This window comes from uncultured Clostridium sp. (genome assembly GCF_934754915.1).
GTDB lineage: Bacteria > Bacillota > Clostridia > Clostridiales > Clostridiaceae > Clostridium.
This window is the reverse complement of sequence record NZ_CAKVKB010000083.1, coordinates 1-16691: the sequence shown is the minus strand read 5'-3', so window position 1 is coordinate 16691 and position 16691 is coordinate 1. Positions and strand designations below refer to the sequence as shown.

12 protein-coding genes are annotated in these 16691 nt (G+C 29.3%); all 12 read right to left on the bottom strand.

All coding sequences use genetic code 11. The annotated features are described in order from the left end of the window. Positions 1-91: 91 nt before the first annotated feature. The 12 genes from Q0F58_RS12535 to Q0F58_RS12480 all read right to left on the bottom strand — a co-directional run bounded on the left by Q0F58_RS12535 (position 92) and on the right by Q0F58_RS12480 (position 16366). Complete coding sequence (locus tag Q0F58_RS12535) at positions 92-358, bottom strand: hypothetical protein (protein ID WP_294377071.1); 267 nt, start codon at positions 356-358, stop codon at positions 92-94. A 126-nt stretch (positions 359-484) separates the two neighbouring features. Continuing rightward, positions 485-1915: an Asp-tRNA(Asn)/Glu-tRNA(Gln) amidotransferase subunit GatB gene (gatB, locus tag Q0F58_RS12530; protein WP_294377069.1), complete on the bottom strand. Its 1431-nt coding sequence runs from the start codon at positions 1913-1915 to the stop codon at positions 485-487. Positions 1916-1935: 20 nt separating this feature from the next. Continuing rightward, complete coding sequence (gene gatA / locus Q0F58_RS12525; protein WP_294377067.1) at positions 1936-3393, bottom strand: Asp-tRNA(Asn)/Glu-tRNA(Gln) amidotransferase subunit GatA; 1458 nt, start codon at positions 3391-3393, stop codon at positions 1936-1938. Between the two features lie 18 nt (positions 3394-3411). Continuing rightward, entirely contained in the window at positions 3412-3702 is a 291-nt protein-coding gene (gene gatC, locus Q0F58_RS12520; protein ID WP_294377065.1) for an Asp-tRNA(Asn)/Glu-tRNA(Gln) amidotransferase subunit GatC, read from the bottom strand. A 179-nt stretch (positions 3703-3881) separates the two neighbouring features. Beyond that, entirely contained in the window at positions 3882-4154 is a 273-nt protein-coding gene (locus Q0F58_RS12515; RefSeq protein WP_294377062.1) for a hypothetical protein, read from the bottom strand. A 5-nt stretch (positions 4155-4159) separates the two neighbouring features. After that, positions 4160-6154 carry an NAD-dependent DNA ligase LigA gene (gene ligA, locus Q0F58_RS12510; RefSeq protein WP_294377059.1) on the bottom strand — a complete coding sequence of 665 codons (1995 nt, stop codon included), beginning with the start codon at positions 6152-6154 and terminating at the stop codon, positions 4160-4162. 120 nt (positions 6155-6274) lie between these two features. After that, positions 6275-9610, bottom strand: a complete 3336-nt coding sequence (locus Q0F58_RS12505; protein ID WP_294377057.1) for a UvrD-helicase domain-containing protein — start codon at positions 9608-9610, stop codon at positions 6275-6277. Positions 9611-10098: 488 nt separating this feature from the next. Further along, complete coding sequence (locus Q0F58_RS12500) at positions 10099-10815, bottom strand: pseudouridine synthase (RefSeq protein ID WP_294377055.1); 717 nt, start codon at positions 10813-10815, stop codon at positions 10099-10101. Positions 10816-10975: 160 nt separating this feature from the next. Continuing rightward, on the bottom strand, positions 10976-11869 hold the full coding sequence (locus Q0F58_RS12495) for a lytic transglycosylase domain-containing protein (RefSeq protein WP_294377054.1): 894 nt from the start codon (positions 11867-11869) through the stop codon (positions 10976-10978). Between the two features lie 54 nt (positions 11870-11923). Continuing rightward, positions 11924-14299 (bottom strand): triple tyrosine motif-containing protein, encoded by a 2376-nt coding sequence (locus tag Q0F58_RS12490; RefSeq protein ID WP_294377052.1) that lies wholly within the window; start codon positions 14297-14299, stop codon positions 11924-11926. 274 nt (positions 14300-14573) lie between these two features. Next, entirely contained in the window at positions 14574-15011 is a 438-nt protein-coding gene (locus Q0F58_RS12485; RefSeq protein ID WP_294377050.1) for a YaiI/YqxD family protein, read from the bottom strand. Between the two features lie 5 nt (positions 15012-15016). After that, positions 15017-16366, bottom strand: coding sequence for a glucose-6-phosphate isomerase (locus Q0F58_RS12480; RefSeq protein WP_294377047.1), 1350 nt, complete (start codon positions 16364-16366; stop codon positions 15017-15019). Between the last annotated feature and the right edge of the window lie 325 nt (positions 16367-16691).

The window sequence follows — 16691 nt, the reverse complement described above, 5'->3', positions numbered from 1 at the left end:
ATTTGCAAAAAGATATATTAAAGAACATCTATCTTTCCATTCACATATTACCCTTTCCATTAAAAATCTACTTAATCCTAAATCTCTATATTTAGAATCTGTCATAACGGTACCTTTTTGATTTTCCAAAAGCATTAAAATCCATAACATTTACAGATACATTTGAAATAATATCATTTCCACATAAAATGGAATATGGTATATATCTATCATTCCAATATCCTTTTCTATACCATTCTTCGAAATTTATATCATGAATCTTCTCTGCAAGTTTATTAAAACTTTTTCTAAACTTGTCATCATCCCTATATCCCTTGACAAAATAATATGTTCCTCCAGAAATATTTACTTCTTCCAAAATAACCTCTCTCCCTTCATAATAAAATATTAACATCAAATTTGTATGTTAAATACCTCAAGTATTTTTAATAAAAAATAAAAAGGCATCATTAAATTAACAATGATACCTTTTATATTTTACTACTTATCTCTTTTTAACTTCCTGAGCCACTAATTTATTTACTATTCCAGGATTAGCCTGACCCTTAGCCATTTTCATAACCTGCCCAACAGCAAATCCAAGGATTCTATCTTTACCAGCTTTAAACTGTTCAACAACTTGTGGATTTTCATCTAAAACTTTATTAACCATTTCAAGAATTGCACCTTCATCATTATTTTGCTTCAATCCTTTTTCTTCGATTATAGTCTTAGGTGACTTTCCACTTTCAAACATAGCTTCAACAACCTGTTTACCTATTGCAGATGATATTGTACCATCCTTTATAACTTCAATCAATTCAGCTATATCCTTAGGCTGGAATTTAAGTTCATTTACCCAAGTTCCATCAATATTCATAAGTCTTGAAACATCACCCATCATCCAGTTAGATGCTGCTTTTGGATCTCCTGAAATCTTAGCTGCCTCATCAAAGAAATCAGCCATTTCTGGTGTTAATGTAAGTACCATAGAATCATACTTTGGTAATCCATATTCACTCATGAATCTAGCTTGTTTTTCATGTGGGAGTTCAGGAATAGTTTTTCTTATTTCTTCAATCCATTCATCTGAAATATTAAGAGTAACTAAATCTCCTTCTGGGAAATATCTATAGTCATTAGCTTCTTCCTTACTTCTCATAACTACAGTCTTATTGTTTGCTTCATCCCATCTTCTAGTTTCAACAAACATTTCTTCGCCTTCAGTTACCGCCTTAACCTGTCTTTCAAATTCATGTTCTAATACTTTTTCTACAGATTTAAATGAGTTAATATTTTTAATTTCAGTTCTTACTCCAAGCTTTTCATCACCTTTTTCTCTAACTGAAATATTAACATCACATCTTAATGAACCTTCTTCCATCTTACAGTCAGAAATTCCTGCTGCTGAAAGTATGCTCTTAAGCTTTGTTAAGTATAAAGTAACTTCTTCTTTAGTTCTTAAATCTGGTTTTGTTACAACTTCTATTAAAGGAACTCCAGCTCTGTTAAAATCAATAAGAGCTCCTCTTTTAGTATGTAATAGCTTACCAGCATCATCTTCTATATGAATTCTTTCAATTCCTATTCTTCTTGTTTCTCCGCTTTCAAGTTCAATATCTATATATCCATTTCTGCAAAGTGGAAGTTCATCCTGAGTTATTTGATAGTTTCTAGGACAATCTGGATAGAAGTAATTCTTTCTGTCCATTCTTCCTATTTTAGTTATTTCACAGTTTAAAGCAAGACCTGCCTTAATTCCTAATTCAACAACATGTTTATTCAATTGTGGAAGTGATCCTGGAAGACCTAAACAAACTGGACATACATGAGTATTTGCTTTTCCACCAAATTCAATTGCACAACCACAATACATTTTTGTTTTTGTTGAAAGTTCAACGTGAGTTTCTAATCCAATGACTGATTCAAATTCCATTTGTTTTTCACTCCTTCTTCCTATAAATTTGGATGCATTTCATGCCAATTAGTTGATTGTTCATAGCTGTATGCTAAATTGAATAATGTATCTTCTTTGAAGTAATTACCCATAATTTGAAGGCCTACTGGAAGACCATCAGCTAATCCACATGGAAGTGAAATTGCTGGAATACCTGCAATATTTACAGGAACAGTATATATATCACCTAAATACATTTCTAATGCATTATCTGTCTTTTCACCAATCTTATAAGCTGGAGTTGGTGCTGTTGGAGATACTATTGCATCAAATTCGCTGAATATCTTTTCAAAATCACCTTTTATTAAGTTTCTTACTTTTAATGCCTTTTTATAATATGCATCATAATAACCTGCTGATAAAGCATATGTACCAAGCATTATTCTCTTTTTAACTTCTTTTCCAAAACCTTCGCTTCTTGATTTGAAATATAAATCTACTGCATCTTCAGTATTTTTAGATCTATGACCAAATCTTACTCCATCAAATCTTGCTAAATTTGATGATGCTTCAGCACATGCAACTATATAATAAGCTGAAATAGCATAATCAGCTAATGGAAGTGAAACTTCCTTAACTTCTGCTCCATTTGCTTCAAATACTTTTAATGCATCATAAACAGCTTTTTTAACATTTTCGTCTAATCCTTCTTTAAAGAACTCACTTGGAACTGCTATCTTTTTGCCTTTTACATCTGTATTTAAAGAATCAAGATAATTAGGAACTTTTATATCTGCTGTTGTAAAATCTCTATTATCCATACCAGCTATAGCCTGAGTAAGTAAAGCACAGTCTTTAACATCTCTTCCTAAAGTACCAACCTGATCCAAAGTAGAACCATAAGCTACAACACCATTTCTTGATACTCTTCCATATGTAGGTTTAAGTCCAACAATACCACAGAAAGATGCTGGCTGTCTTACTGATCCACCTGTATCTGTTCCAAGAGCTATTGAAATTTCTTTAGATGCAACTGCTGCTGCAGATCCACCTGATGATCCACCTGGAACTCTTTCTAAATCCCAAGGATTTTTTGTTATTTTAAAAGCAGAATTTTCAGTTGATGAACCCATTGCAAATTCATCCATATTTAATTTACCAATTATTACTCCACCCTCAGATTTAACCTTTTCTGAAACTGTTGCATCATATGGTGAAACATATCCTTCTAGAATTTTTGAAGCACAAGTATTCTGCATTCCTTTAACGCTTATATTATCCTTTACTCCTAAAGGTACTCCCCCTAGAATTCCTAAATCTTCACCTTTGCTTAATTTTTCATCTAAAGTTTTTGCTTGATTTAAAGCTTCTTCTTTAGCCACATATAAAAATGCATCAACCTTAGAATCAACATTTTCTATATTATCTAAATGAGCTTTTGTAACTTCTTCTACAGAAGCTTCTTTTTTAGCTATTATTTCTTTTAATTCATGAGCCTTATAATTTGAAAACTCCATTTTATTGCCCTCCTTGTATTATCCTTTTATTATTGCTGGAACTACAATATATTCTTCTAATGTATCAGGAGCATTAGAAGTTACATCTTTAAGATCTAATGAAGGTACAACAACATCTTCTCTATATTTGTTTTCAATATAATATGGATTAACTATTATATCTTCATTTTCAGTATCTAACTCACCTAACTTTTCAAAATAAGATAATATTTGGTTTAGGTCTTCTGCCAAACCTTCTTTTTCACTTTCATCAAAGCTTAATCTAGCAAGTTCAGCAACATATTCAACATCTTTTATACTAACAGACATTTTTACTCCTCCTTCTCTATAATAAAATGTATCTAGCCATATATTAACTCAGAATTTTATTAAACAAATCTACCTCTATAAAAATCATGACTAGATAAATTGGTATCTCTTATGATTAACACAATAAATTTTATCATAAAATTTACTTTTTTACTATTTGTACCTTAGGTAAATCAGTCTTATCTTACAATTCCATTCATAAAAAACAATAGACATAAAGACATAGCAAGACTAACTGCAGAATAAAGAAATCTTCTACTTCCAGTTTCATTAACAAGAAATCTTAATGATAATACAGCCATAGTTATACATACACCTATCTGTATTGGAAGGTATGAATTAAATATTTGTCCTACATAATAAAATTGATATGTAGTTAAAAAAGTACATATTATTATTATGCTTGTTATAAACGCTGATCCAAACGAAAGCAGATTTATTAGTTTCTTCATTGCTTTTACCCCCTTAATATTTCTTCAAACTCCTCTTCTGAAAGAATTCTAACTCCAAGATCTTGTGCTTTTGTAAGTTTTGATCCTGCTGCCTCTCCCGCAATTACATAATCAGTTTTCTTACTTACACTTCCTGCCACTTTTGCTCCAAGACTTTCTAACTTTTCTTTTATTTCCGACCTTGAATAATTTTGAAGAGAACCAGTTGCTACTACTGTCTTGCCCATAAATGGATTTTCGCTAATTTCAGTCTCCTCAAATTTAGGATTAACTCCAAGTTCTAATAATTCATCTATAGTTTCAAGTACTTTTTCTTCTTTAAAAAATGACATGACATCCTGTGCTACAATATCTCCAATATCAGGTACACTAACCAATTCATCAAATGAAGCATTTTTTAATGCTTCAATAGATTTAAATTTATTAACTAAATCCTTAGCTGTCTTAACTCCTACATTAGGAATACCTAACGCATATATAAATGAATAAAGTTCACAATTCTTACTTTTTTCAATAGCATCCAAAAGATTTTGAGCTTTCTTTGGTCCAAATTTTTCAAGTTCTACAAGTTCTTCTTGCTTTAATTTGTATAAATCTGAAATTGACTTAATATTGAGTTTTTCAAATAACTGTTCAGCTGTTCTTTCAGAAAACCCTGCAATATTCATTGCTTCTCTGCTAGCATAATGCACTATACTTTTAACCATTTGTGGCTTACATGATAATGTATTTTCACAAAAATAATGTGCACCATCTAACATAACATGACTTCCACATGCTGGACATTCTTTTGGTGGTTCAATTTCCTTTGTTCCTTCTAATGTTTCAGGAACTACTCCCATTATTTCAGGAATAACATCGTTACTTCTTCTTACAAATACATCTGCACCTATTTTAATACCTTTTCTAGCTATATCGTCCATGTTATTTAAAGTAGCTCTTTTAACTGTAACACCTGCAAGTTCAACAGGTTCTAAAATAGCAGTTGGTGCAAGTCTTCCACTTCTTCCTACATTCCATTCAACTCCAAGAAGTTTTGTTGTCGCTTCCTGTGCTTCAAATTTATATGCAATTGCCCACTTAGGGAACTTAACTGTATACCCCATTAATTCTCTTGTTTTTATATCATCAATAGCAATTACAAGACCATCTATATCATAATTCAAATCAAATCTTATGTCTTTTATATAATTAATCTGTTCTTCAATTTCATCAATATTAGTACATACTTTTAAATAATCATCCATAGGAAGTCCTTTATTCTTTATGAATTCCATCATTTCTAAATATGTCTTAAATTGAGTTCCTTCTTTATATCCTACATCATAAAAAAATGCTGAAAGGTTTCTCCTTGCAGTTTCTTTTACATTAAGGTTTCTAAGTGCACCTGCTGCACCATTTCTTAAATTTTTAAGAGGAACAGAAGCACTTTCATTATATTTATCAAAGGCTTCCTGAGTCATGACAGCTTCACCATGAACTTCTAAAATATCACTGCTGTCTATTTTAAGTGGTATAGATTTTATTGTCTTTACCTGTGCTGTTACATTTTCCCCAACACTTCCAGTTCCTCTAGTTGCCGCTATTTCCATTATTCCATTTTCATTATATGTTAAATTTATTGTAAGTCCATCAAATTTCTTTGTAAGAATATATTTTAAATCAGGAAGATCTTCTCCCTGAGCTCTCATATCATTTATAAATTTCACATTTCTATTATGCCAGTCTATGATTTCCTGAAGTGACTGTGCTTTATCAAGACTCCATAATCTTGCCTTATGAGTATATTTTTCAAATCCTTCAAGAACAACATCCCCAACTCTTAATGTTGGAGAATAAGGAAGTACAATACCTGTTTCTTCCTCTAATTTTTTAAGTTCATCATATTTTTTATCATATTCCTTATCTGTAACACTTGGATTATCTAAAGAATAATATTCATAAGAATATCTATTTAACTGTTCTACTAATTCTTTTATTTTTTCTTTCTTATCCACCATTTTTTCTCCTTAACTTGTATAATTGCTTTTTCATCAAATCATTCAAGTCACAATTTACATTCTATTTAATATTATTCTGTGGAAAAGTTTAATAATAATCCACAGAAAATAGAATTATGCTTATATCATTTTTAGTTTTGCAACTGATAATAACAATACTTTTACTCCCTGTTTATCAAATGCAATAGTAAGCTTCTTATCATTACCGCTGTCTTGAACTGAAACTATAGTTCCAACCCCAAATTTGTCATGCATTATTTTTCTTCCTAAAGTAGCTTCTGCTGCTGAAAGATGCTCATCCGAACTATTTGATATATTTAAGTTTCTGCTGGCATTTAATCCACTTCCAGCAACTGTTTTGTTCATGCTTCCTCTTAAACTATGAGGATTATTATATGAACTTCTATTAATAAAAGATTCTCTGCTTTTCATTGCTGTTTTTTCTGCAGAAACATATTCTTTTAATTCTGGTTTTATTTCATTAATAAAATTAGATTGAGAGTATGCAACGGTTTTTCCAAATACTCTTCTCACTTCTGCTGATGTCATGAATAATGTTTCTTTTGCTCTTGTTATACCAACATAACATAGTCTTCTTGATTCTTCCATTTCTGATTCTTTTTCGAATGACGCACTTCCAGGGAATATACCATTTTCCATTCCAACCATAAATACTACTGGAAATTCAAGTCCCTTAGCACTATGAACCGTCATAAGAACAACACTGTCATCTTCATCTTCTATTTTATCAGTGTCCTGAACTAATGATACTTTTTCTAAATATGCAGATAATGATTTATCTTCACTTGTCTTTTCAAAATCAACCGCATCAGATACTAATTCCTTCAAATTTTCAATCCTGCTCTTATCTTCTATTTCATTTGATTTTTTAAGCTGTTCCATATATCCTGTATCTTCTAAAATAGTTTCGATAAGCATAGACACAGGAGTAGTTTCACTTAAAGCCATTAAGTTTTCCATAAGCTGCACAAAAGGTTCTATACAAGAAACATTTCTTGGAGTTAATGTAGGAATACTTCTTATTTCGCCTAATGCATCCCATATATTTAAATCAAAGTTTTCTGCAAATTCCTGAACTTTTTTAACTGTAGCATCTCCAATACTTCTTTTAGGAACATTTATAATTCTCTTAAGGCTAATATCATCCTGTGGATTTACAAGTACTTTTAAGTATGCAAGAATATCTTTGATTTCCTTTCTATCATAGAATCTTGTTCCACCTACAATCTTATAAGGAATTCCCTTTCTTCTGAAACTTTCTTCAAATATTCTTGATTGTGCATTTGTTCTATATAATATTGCAAAATCACTATATTTCTTGTCTTCTTTATTTCGTATGTCTACAATCTGTTTTCCAACAAAATCACCTTCGTCACTGTCAGAATAAGCTCTATAAATTTTTATTTTACTTCCACATTCCTGCTCAGTTCTAAGAACTTTACTCTTTCTATTAGCATTGTTAACTATAACAACATTTGCTGCATTTAATATATTCCCCTTTGATCTGTAATTCTGCTCTAATTTTATTACTTTTGCTTCTGGATAATCTTTTTCAAAGTCAAGTATATTCTTTATATCTGCGCCTCTCCATTGATATATACAATTATGAACCACTATACCATCAGCAATATAATTTCTTGTATCCTCAATGTTCAAATCATATACAAATCCACAATAATCCTCATATTCAACAGAAACTACTAAATCTTCTATGATTTCATTATTATCTTGAACAGCTATTGCCATACCAGATTTAAAACTCCCTATAGGCATAAAATTAAAACTTTTATCATTAGTCAGTTTTGCCTTTTTTAATATATCAAAACCATCCTCAACTATACTTAGTTTTTTTGCAAACTCTTCTGCTTCATCATATAAAGCTCTTTCAGTTTCAACCCTATAAGTATTTCTCTGGCCATCTCTCACATTAAATCCAGCTTCAATAAATTTATTTTTTGCTTCATCTCCTGAAGAATTAAGACCTATTCTATGAGTATACAGCCCTCTTTGAAGAGATTTTTTCCCTCCAAAAAAACTTAGATTTATCCTCTTTCTTACTGAATCTCCTCTAATAACTGCATTACTTAAATGATGTGGATATTCTTTATATAAAAATTCATCCTCCATAAGTTTTTCTGCACCATTTACTGTATCAATTTCTTCAAACATTTTTTCTATTTGTTCTTGAGATAAAATTACGTTTCTTCCCCTTGAATTAAATACAATAGTAGGTATTCCATATTTCACTGAATAATATTGTTCATAATAAGATGCATCACTTTTTTTATCACATACTTTAATTATCCATATCTTATCAGCCTGTTCTCCATTAAGTCTTACAGCTAAACCACTAGCTTCTCTATTTTCCCTTGTTCTTATAGATGAAATTTGCCCCACTCTATATCCAAATCCATTTTTATACATTAAATAAACATAGAATTTATCTTTTTGTAGTATTACTTTTCCAAAAGAAATATGATTAGGAGTTGCTTTTATAATCTTTCCACTTTGTGTTGTAATTTTTACAATTTTACCTTCATATTTCTTTTTATTTATATTACTTATTTTAGTCAAATAAACTTCTCCATTACCTGCTGCTGAAATAACACTATGATTACTATTTAATTTTTCAATTTCAATTTGACCACTATCTGTTGAAATCATGGTTCCTTCTACTAGGCATTGATCATCATCGCCAACAACACATATATTCTTATATTTAGATGCAAGCAATTTAACAAGTTCATATTGAGCACCATTTGTATCCTGATACTCATCAACCATAATATATTTAAATTTTCTTTGATAAAATTCTAAAACTTCTGGATTACTTTTAAATAATTCCACGGTCTTAAATATGAGATCATCAAAATCTAATGCATTATTTTCTTTAAGCCTTTTTTGATACATCTCATAGACATCAGCAATTTTGTTTTCTCTGAAATTAGACTCATTTTCAAGTTTATAGCTTCTTGAACTCTGCATCCTGTCTTTAGCTTTTCCTATTTTGCTCATTATCTCTTGTTCTGAAATATCTTTCTCGTTAATATTAACAGCTTTCATACATTCTTTTACTAATGTCTTCTGATCCGAACTGTCATATATAGTAAAACTTGATTTATAACCTATTTTATCTATTTCTCTTCTTAAAATTCTTACACATGTTGAATGGAAAGTAGAAATCCACATATTTTCAGCACTTTCACCAATAAGAGCTTTTACTCTATCTTTCATTTCTTTAGCAGCTTTATTAGTAAATGTTATTGCTAAAATATTATAAGGTGCAATATTCAAGTCTTCTACCATATGAGCTATTCTATGAGTTAGTACTCTTGTCTTTCCTGACCCTGCTCCTGCTAAAATCAATACCTGCCCATCAATTGTAGTCGCCCCTTCATATTGTTCTTTATTAAGTAAGTTTTTTAAATCTAACATTACTTTTTCCTCCTTTCCCATTCCTTAAATATTATAACATAATTACATAAATATAATTCATTCTAAGTTATTTATGTACATATTTAATATTTAAAATTCATAAAATAAATGCAAAAAACAATTCATATTTTTTATAAAATGAATTGTTTTTTGCATTTATTCAAGATTATATACTTATTTTTGAATGAAGTACAATTCGACATTTTTCTATTTGCCTTCTAAAATTTAAAACCTATTGAATATTTAACAATTTATCAAAGGAAAACATTTTCATCTTTACAAATTAAAAAAACGCAACCCTTGGGGCTAGGTTGCGCTTTAGCAATAAGCAATAAGCAATAAATAAAAAGGGGGCTATATATTCCTTTTATTTATCCTTGCACAAATTATTATAGAATATTATGTTCAATATTGCAAGGATTTTATTAAAATTTTTTAATTTTTTTAATAAAAATGAATATTTTTATTGCAATTTTTTTAATCATTCGTTAATAACTCTTTAATAACGCTAATTCTTCATCTGACAATTCTCTATATTCGCCTTCTTCTAAATCAGGATCTAAAGTCAATCCTCCAAATTCCTCTCTTTTTAAATAAACAACTTTCTTTCCTACAGCTTCAAACATTCTTTTTACTTGATGATATTTTCCTTCCTGTATTGTAACTCTTATTTCTGATCCTTCATCTGATGCTGATATAATATCAAGCTTAGCTTCCATACATTTATACCCATCATCCAATGTAATTCCCTTCTTAAAAGCTTCCACATCTCTTTCATCAACTTTTTTATCTATCTTTGCATAATATACCTTATCAACATGCCATTTTGGTGAAATTAATCTGTGATTAAGTTCACCATCATTAGTTAAAAGTAATAATCCTACTGTATCTTTATCTAATCTTCCTACTGGAAATGGTTCAAAAACCTGGTGATCTATGTATAACAAATCAACAACGGTTTCATCTCTATTATCATTTGTAGCCGATATCACTCCTGCCGGCTTATTCATCATTAAATAAATATGCTTTCTGTAAAAAATCTCTTCTCCATTAATTTTTATCACAGCTTTTTCTGGATCAATAGCCATTCCATTATCTTTTACCACTTTACCATCAACTTCTATTAATCCCTTTTTAACAAATCCTTTAACATCTTTTCTGCTTCCATATCCTAAATTTGAAATAACCTTATCTAATCTTTCCATGCATTCACATCACTTTCTTGATTTTATTATTCTCATTCATAATTACAATTATATATTATTATTTTTAAAATTCATCTATATTTTTCAACAAATAAAAACTTCATTTAAAAAAAGGATAATTCTAGAACTTTTCATCCTAGAATTATCCTCATTTATAAAATTAAATTCCATTTTGATAATATCCCATTACTCTCGGAACATAATTCTGAGTTTCTGAAGGCATTTTGTATAAATCAGAAGCTGATCTTACGCCTCTGTTTTTCATTGTTCCAGGGCCTCCATTGTAAGCCATTAGAGCCATTTGTATATCTTGATTATATTGATCAAGATATTCTCTAAGCAATTGAGTTCCACCATTTACATTTTGATTCACATCATATGGATCTGTTATTCCAAGTGACGAATAATTTCCAGGCATTATCTGCATAAGTCCTGCTGCTCCTGCGCCAGATGTGCATGTTGAATCAAAATCTGATTCTTGTTTTATTACTGCAAGAATTAATGATTCACTTACTCCATATTTTTTAGAAGCTTCACTTACAGCTGAATATATTTTATTTAATTCTTCTGGGCTTCTATTACTTGAAATGGAGCCAATATTTCCTGCTCCATATGCATACCCATTATATGATCCATTTATCACTAATGGAATATCTGTAAGTTTCTGTCCAGCAAGGTATGTCTGCATTGCTCTTGCTGTCTGCTTTGAAGCTGCTGAAGTATTAATCACCTGTGCTGCTGCAGCACTACTGCTTTCACTAGAATTTACTGATTCATTTGAATTTTCATTGGACTCAGCAGAAACATTAACAGATGTATCATTTCCATTTGCTGAATTTGATACATTAGAATTATTAATTATTGTGTTAACATTATTTTGTGCATTATTCTTTGCTGACTCCATATAATTCTGCATCATCATTTGAAATGCTAAATTATTATATTCATTGGCATCACTTGATGATGTTGATTCATTAGTTAATTGTCCATTGCTCATAAGTGACATTGCCATTAACTGTTCATTAGATATACCATTCACTCCATCTATAGGCATCTTTATCGTTCTCCTCTCGCTTTTTCTCATAATTTATTTTTCGTTCAATTTTTATTAATCTTTAATTATGAAAGTCAACTCATTATAATCTTCATAACTAACTTTTTTATAATAACTCTTAGCAAGAGCTAAAATTTTATACTTTCCTGATTTAAATGGTATAAAACTATAAAAATTTTTTTTACTATATGATTGGACCTTTTTCCATTCACAATTCTCCATCAAATAAAATTCGTAACATACATCTTTTCCGCCTCTGCTTATTGCTTCTATTGAAAATTCTTCATTAACCTTGCCTTCTGCCTTGTTTGCAATTATTTTGGTATTTAGCACTGGAGAAGCTTCATTGACATACAAATTTATCTGCTTTTTAGAATCAAAATCTTTATTGCATTTTATATTTTTAGCATAAACCTCTATAGTATATTTTCCTGCTACTTTAGGTATAAATCTAAGTTTCTTATTTTTACCAAATTCTGTCTGTTCTATTGATTGTCCGTTTATCTTAGTCTCATATTTAATAAGAACTTCATTTGTATTCTGAGCTATACATTCAAATTCTATTGTATCTCCTACAAGATAATTCTCTTTATAAGGCAGAAGTATATAATCAATTTCCCCTGGAATATATTCCATAACTTTTAAATATATTATATTATGGATATCAAATTTCTTCTTCGAATATTTATCTTTTACCCTTATTTCAACTTCATATTCTCCTATTTTATCTGGCGTAAAATCAATCCAATTGGAACAGTTATATTTAAACTCCTGTAACATTCTTCCATCCTTTTTTATAATAAATGAATATAAAAGTCCTGTTCCACCTTCTGCATTAACCATGATATTTACAGTTTGGCCAATTATTATCTTCTTTTCTCTATCTACAATTACATCTACAATCTTAATTGGTTTTTTACCTCGCTTTTCTACTGTAAATGCTATCTTTTTACTGTCTTCATATTCATCTTCAAAGCTTTTATCTTTTACACATAAAACAACTTCATATTCTCCAGGTTCCTTAGGTATCCATTTAAACTCTCTGCTGTCTATAAATCCTGTATCTTCTTCTATCGGGCCCTTAACTTTATATCTATACAATATATGATTCCCACCTTCAACATCTGAATTGAACATTATTTCAGTTTCTGTTGCTTGTGGAGAATTTAAATCTGCTATAAAATCTTTTATTTTTATATCTCTATATGGTTTTACATTATATAAAAAAACTGCTCTATCATCATATTCCTTATTAGAAAGTATATTTCTTACAAGACACAGTATTCTATATGTGCCTGGTTCATGCTCAATGAATTCAACATTACTATTAGTTGAATAATCCTGTATACATGTTGATTTTCCTTCTTTAGATATTTTATAAAATTTATATAATATAACTTGTTCCGATTCCTTTTTTACATTTGTTTCTACTGCAAATTTTAGTTCTTCATTTGCAATAAGTTCAGCCGATAAGCATTTTATATTTATAATCTCAATATTAATATTTTCGTCTACATCTATATCTATAATTCTAAAATCATCAAAACTCTCAGTTGAATTAAGAGTTTTACATTGTGCAAGAAATTCTAGTTTTCCAGACTTAGTTGCAGTATATATTAATTTGTTATCTGTATCATACTCTCTTAAAACTGTCCATTCATCATTATCCTTTATATAAAACTTATATAAATATGTTTTATTTTTAATAGGATTTACTGTTATAACTGCTTTATTTCCAATCAGTATATGATCATTTTCAATTACTATCTCTCCTATAATCCCACTATTGCTCTCTTCTTCATAATTCTCATTATTCTCTAATAAGTTTTCATTTAAATTCTCTTCCCTGTTTTGCTCATCATTTTTATTATTGTCTTTTTTTAAATCTTCTTCATTTTTAACAATATCATGAGTAACTGCTATTTCATCCATAGTTTCATCTATTCCTTTCATCAGAGTCTTTTTTTCTTCCGGACTTACTTGTGATGCTTTTAGAAACAGTATATTCGCATTATCTTTATCCATCAATTCTTGAAACTTCTTAATTCCCTCTTCTGAATCGATTTTTTCTTCATCACCGTAGCTTTTTTCTGGATTATATTCCTTTAAATTCATTTGGTACTTCATCTCTCCCTTGACAATTGAAAATTCTTCTTTAGCTAAATAATCTAATGGACGATCTGTCGATGTTTCTCTTGCCTGTACCATAATTAAATAGTTTCCTTCTTCTCTAGGCGTCCATAAACATTGATTTTCTAAAGAGAACTCTTGAATTACTGACCAAATTCCTCCTCTGCCAATAAGAAATTTATATTCCAAATTTTCATTAACATTTTCTGTATTCACATTTATTCTTATTGCAGTATTAATATTTTGTGGCTTTTCTTTATCGAAAACAATTTGTATATATTCTGATTGAACTTCATTCATAAAAACCCAAACCCCTTTAATACATAATTCTGAAACATAATTATATTATAGCTTCTTTCCAGAAAATGTAAATATCCATAAAAATGCTTGGTTTTAACTAAATTATATCATAAACACTTAATCATTCTCACGTATTTTTAAAATTTTATACTTTTTTTGGTATTTAGACAGTATAATAATTCATAATACCCAAAAATCTTTTAAATTAATGAATTAAAATCTAAATATTTTTTATAATAATATTTTTAGTAATAAAAAAAGAAGCTTCTCAGCTTCAAATTATTTTTTCAATCAAACACAAAATATTTTTTTCTAGTCTTTTATCATCTTCAATTGTTCTTTTTGAGGTGTGAGATGTTCTTCCTCCACTTCTTCTTATCTTTTGATATATATGTCTCTCTTCCAATAGTTTTTCAATATTATTATTGCTATAAATATATCCCTTTGGATTAATAACATATGCTTTTTTTGATAAACTTATTGCTGCAACTCCATAATCTTGAGATATTACTATATCATTCTCCTTAGTTTCATTTGCAATATACATGTCTACACTTTGAAATCCACTGTCTACTATTCTTACATTGCTATATTCGCTATAAATAAAGTGATTTACATCGCAAAATATTATAATTGGTATCATATATGATTTAGCTACTTTTTCAATAATGGAGATACCTGGACAGGCATCTCCATCAATTATAATCCTCATTAAAATTAAAGTCTCTTTTCTAATTCAGCTTTCATATCTTCATAACCTGGTTTACCTAAAAGTGCAAACATATTCTTCTTATAAGCTTCAACTCCTGGTTGGTTAAATGGATTAACTCCTAATAAATAGCCACTTATACCACAAGCTTTTTCAAAGAAATATACCATATATCCAAAATAATAAGCAGAAAGTTCTGGCACATTAACAACCATATTAGGAACTCCTCCATCATTGTGTGCTAATAAAGTACCTTGGAATGCTTGCTTGTTAACAAAATCCATAGTTTTTCCTGATAAGAAATTTAATCCATCTAAATCATCATCATCTTTTTCTATTTTGATTTCATATTTTGGCTTTTCAACATTAACAACTGTTTCAAAAAGAATTCTTCTTCCTTCTTGAATGTATTGTCCCATTGAGTGTAAATCTGTTGTAAAATCAACAGCAGCTGGGAACAATCCTTTATTGTCTTTTCCTTCTGATTCTCCATATAATTGTTTCCACCATTCATTGAAATAATGTAATGATGGTTCATAGTTAACTAAAACTTCAACTACTTTACCTTTATTATATAAAGCATTTCTTACTGCTGCATATTTATATGCATCATTTTCTTTTAATGATGGATTAGCATAAACTTCTCTTGCATCTGCAGCACCTTTCATCATGTCATCTATGTTGATTCCTGCTGCTGCTATTGGAAGTAATCCTACTGCAGTTAATACTGAGAATCTTCCTCCAACATCATCTGGAACTACAAAAGTTTCATATCCTTCAGCATTTGCTAAAGTTTTTAATGCTCCTTTTGCTTTATCTGTTGTAGCATATATTCTCTTTCTAGCTTCATCAACACCATATTTATTTTCTAAATATGATCTTAATATTCTGAAAGCTATTGCTGGTTCAGTAGTAGTACCTGATTTAGAGATTATATTTAAACTCACATCTTTTCCTTCTATTGCCTGTAAAAGTTCTGCCATATATGTTGAACTTATGTTATTTCCTACATAAAAAATCTTAGGAGCTTTTCTCTTACTATCATCTAATGCATTATGGAAATTATTAGTTAACATTTCAATTGCAGCTCTTGCTCCAAGATATGAACCACCAATTCCTATAACTACTAAAACGTCAGAATCAGATTGAATTTTTGCTGCTGCTTTTTTTATTCTTTCAAATTCATCTTTATCATAATTAACAGGAAGATCAATCCAGCCCAAAAAGTCATTTCCTGCTCCTGTTCCATTATGCAACTTATCATGCGCACTCTTAACCATTTCTTCCATATAATCAATTTCAGTTTCAGCTACATAAGGTGCCAATTTTGATAAATCTAATGATATACCTTTGTTCATGTTTATTTCTACCTCCATATACAATAAGAATATTCTTTATTGTTTAATTATAACATAAATTATGATTTTAATTACTTAATTATATTATTTTTTTATTATTTATAAAACAATAATATTATTTTTGTTTCTTTTTCTAAATTTAATTTATATTTCATAATAACAGATAAAAAAATCTTTCAAAATTTTCTTTGTTCATCATAAATTATTTTGATAAAAAATATATTGTGACAACATTTTTTCATTTAATATTACTTGACTTGTGCATTAATTTAAGAAAATTTACCATTGGTTTTTAATTCGTGTTTTACCATTATAATTTTTTATA

Bases quoted from the DNA above. Each gene is read 5' to 3' on its own strand.
- gatB (WP_294377069.1), bottom strand. From the start codon at position 1,915: ATGGAATTTGAATCAGTCATTGGATTAGAAACTCACGTTGAACTTTCA.
- gatA (WP_294377067.1), bottom strand. From the start codon at position 3,393: ATGGAGTTTTCAAATTATAAGGCTCATGAATTAAAAGAAATAATAGCT.
- gatC (WP_294377065.1), bottom strand. From the start codon at position 3,702: ATGTCTGTTAGTATAAAAGATGTTGAATATGTTGCTGAACTTGCTAGA.
- Q0F58_RS12515 (WP_294377062.1), bottom strand. From the start codon at position 4,154: ATGAAGAAACTAATAAATCTGCTTTCGTTTGGATCAGCGTTTATAACA.
- ligA (WP_294377059.1), bottom strand. From the start codon at position 6,154: ATGGTGGATAAGAAAGAAAAAATAAAAGAATTAGTAGAACAGTTAAAT.
- Q0F58_RS12505 (WP_294377057.1), bottom strand. From the start codon at position 9,610: ATGTTAGATTTAAAAAACTTACTTAATAAAGAACAATATGAAGGGGCG.
- Q0F58_RS12500 (WP_294377055.1), bottom strand. From the start codon at position 10,815: ATGGAAAGATTAGATAAGGTTATTTCAAATTTAGGATATGGAAGCAGA.
- Q0F58_RS12495 (WP_294377054.1), bottom strand. From the start codon at position 11,869: ATGCCTATAGATGGAGTGAATGGTATATCTAATGAACAGTTAATGGCA.
- Q0F58_RS12490 (WP_294377052.1), bottom strand. From the start codon at position 14,299: ATGAATGAAGTTCAATCAGAATATATACAAATTGTTTTCGATAAAGAA.
- Q0F58_RS12485 (WP_294377050.1), bottom strand. From the start codon at position 15,011: ATGAGGATTATAATTGATGGAGATGCCTGTCCAGGTATCTCCATTATT.
- Q0F58_RS12480 (WP_294377047.1), bottom strand. From the start codon at position 16,366: ATGAACAAAGGTATATCATTAGATTTATCAAAATTGGCACCTTATGTA.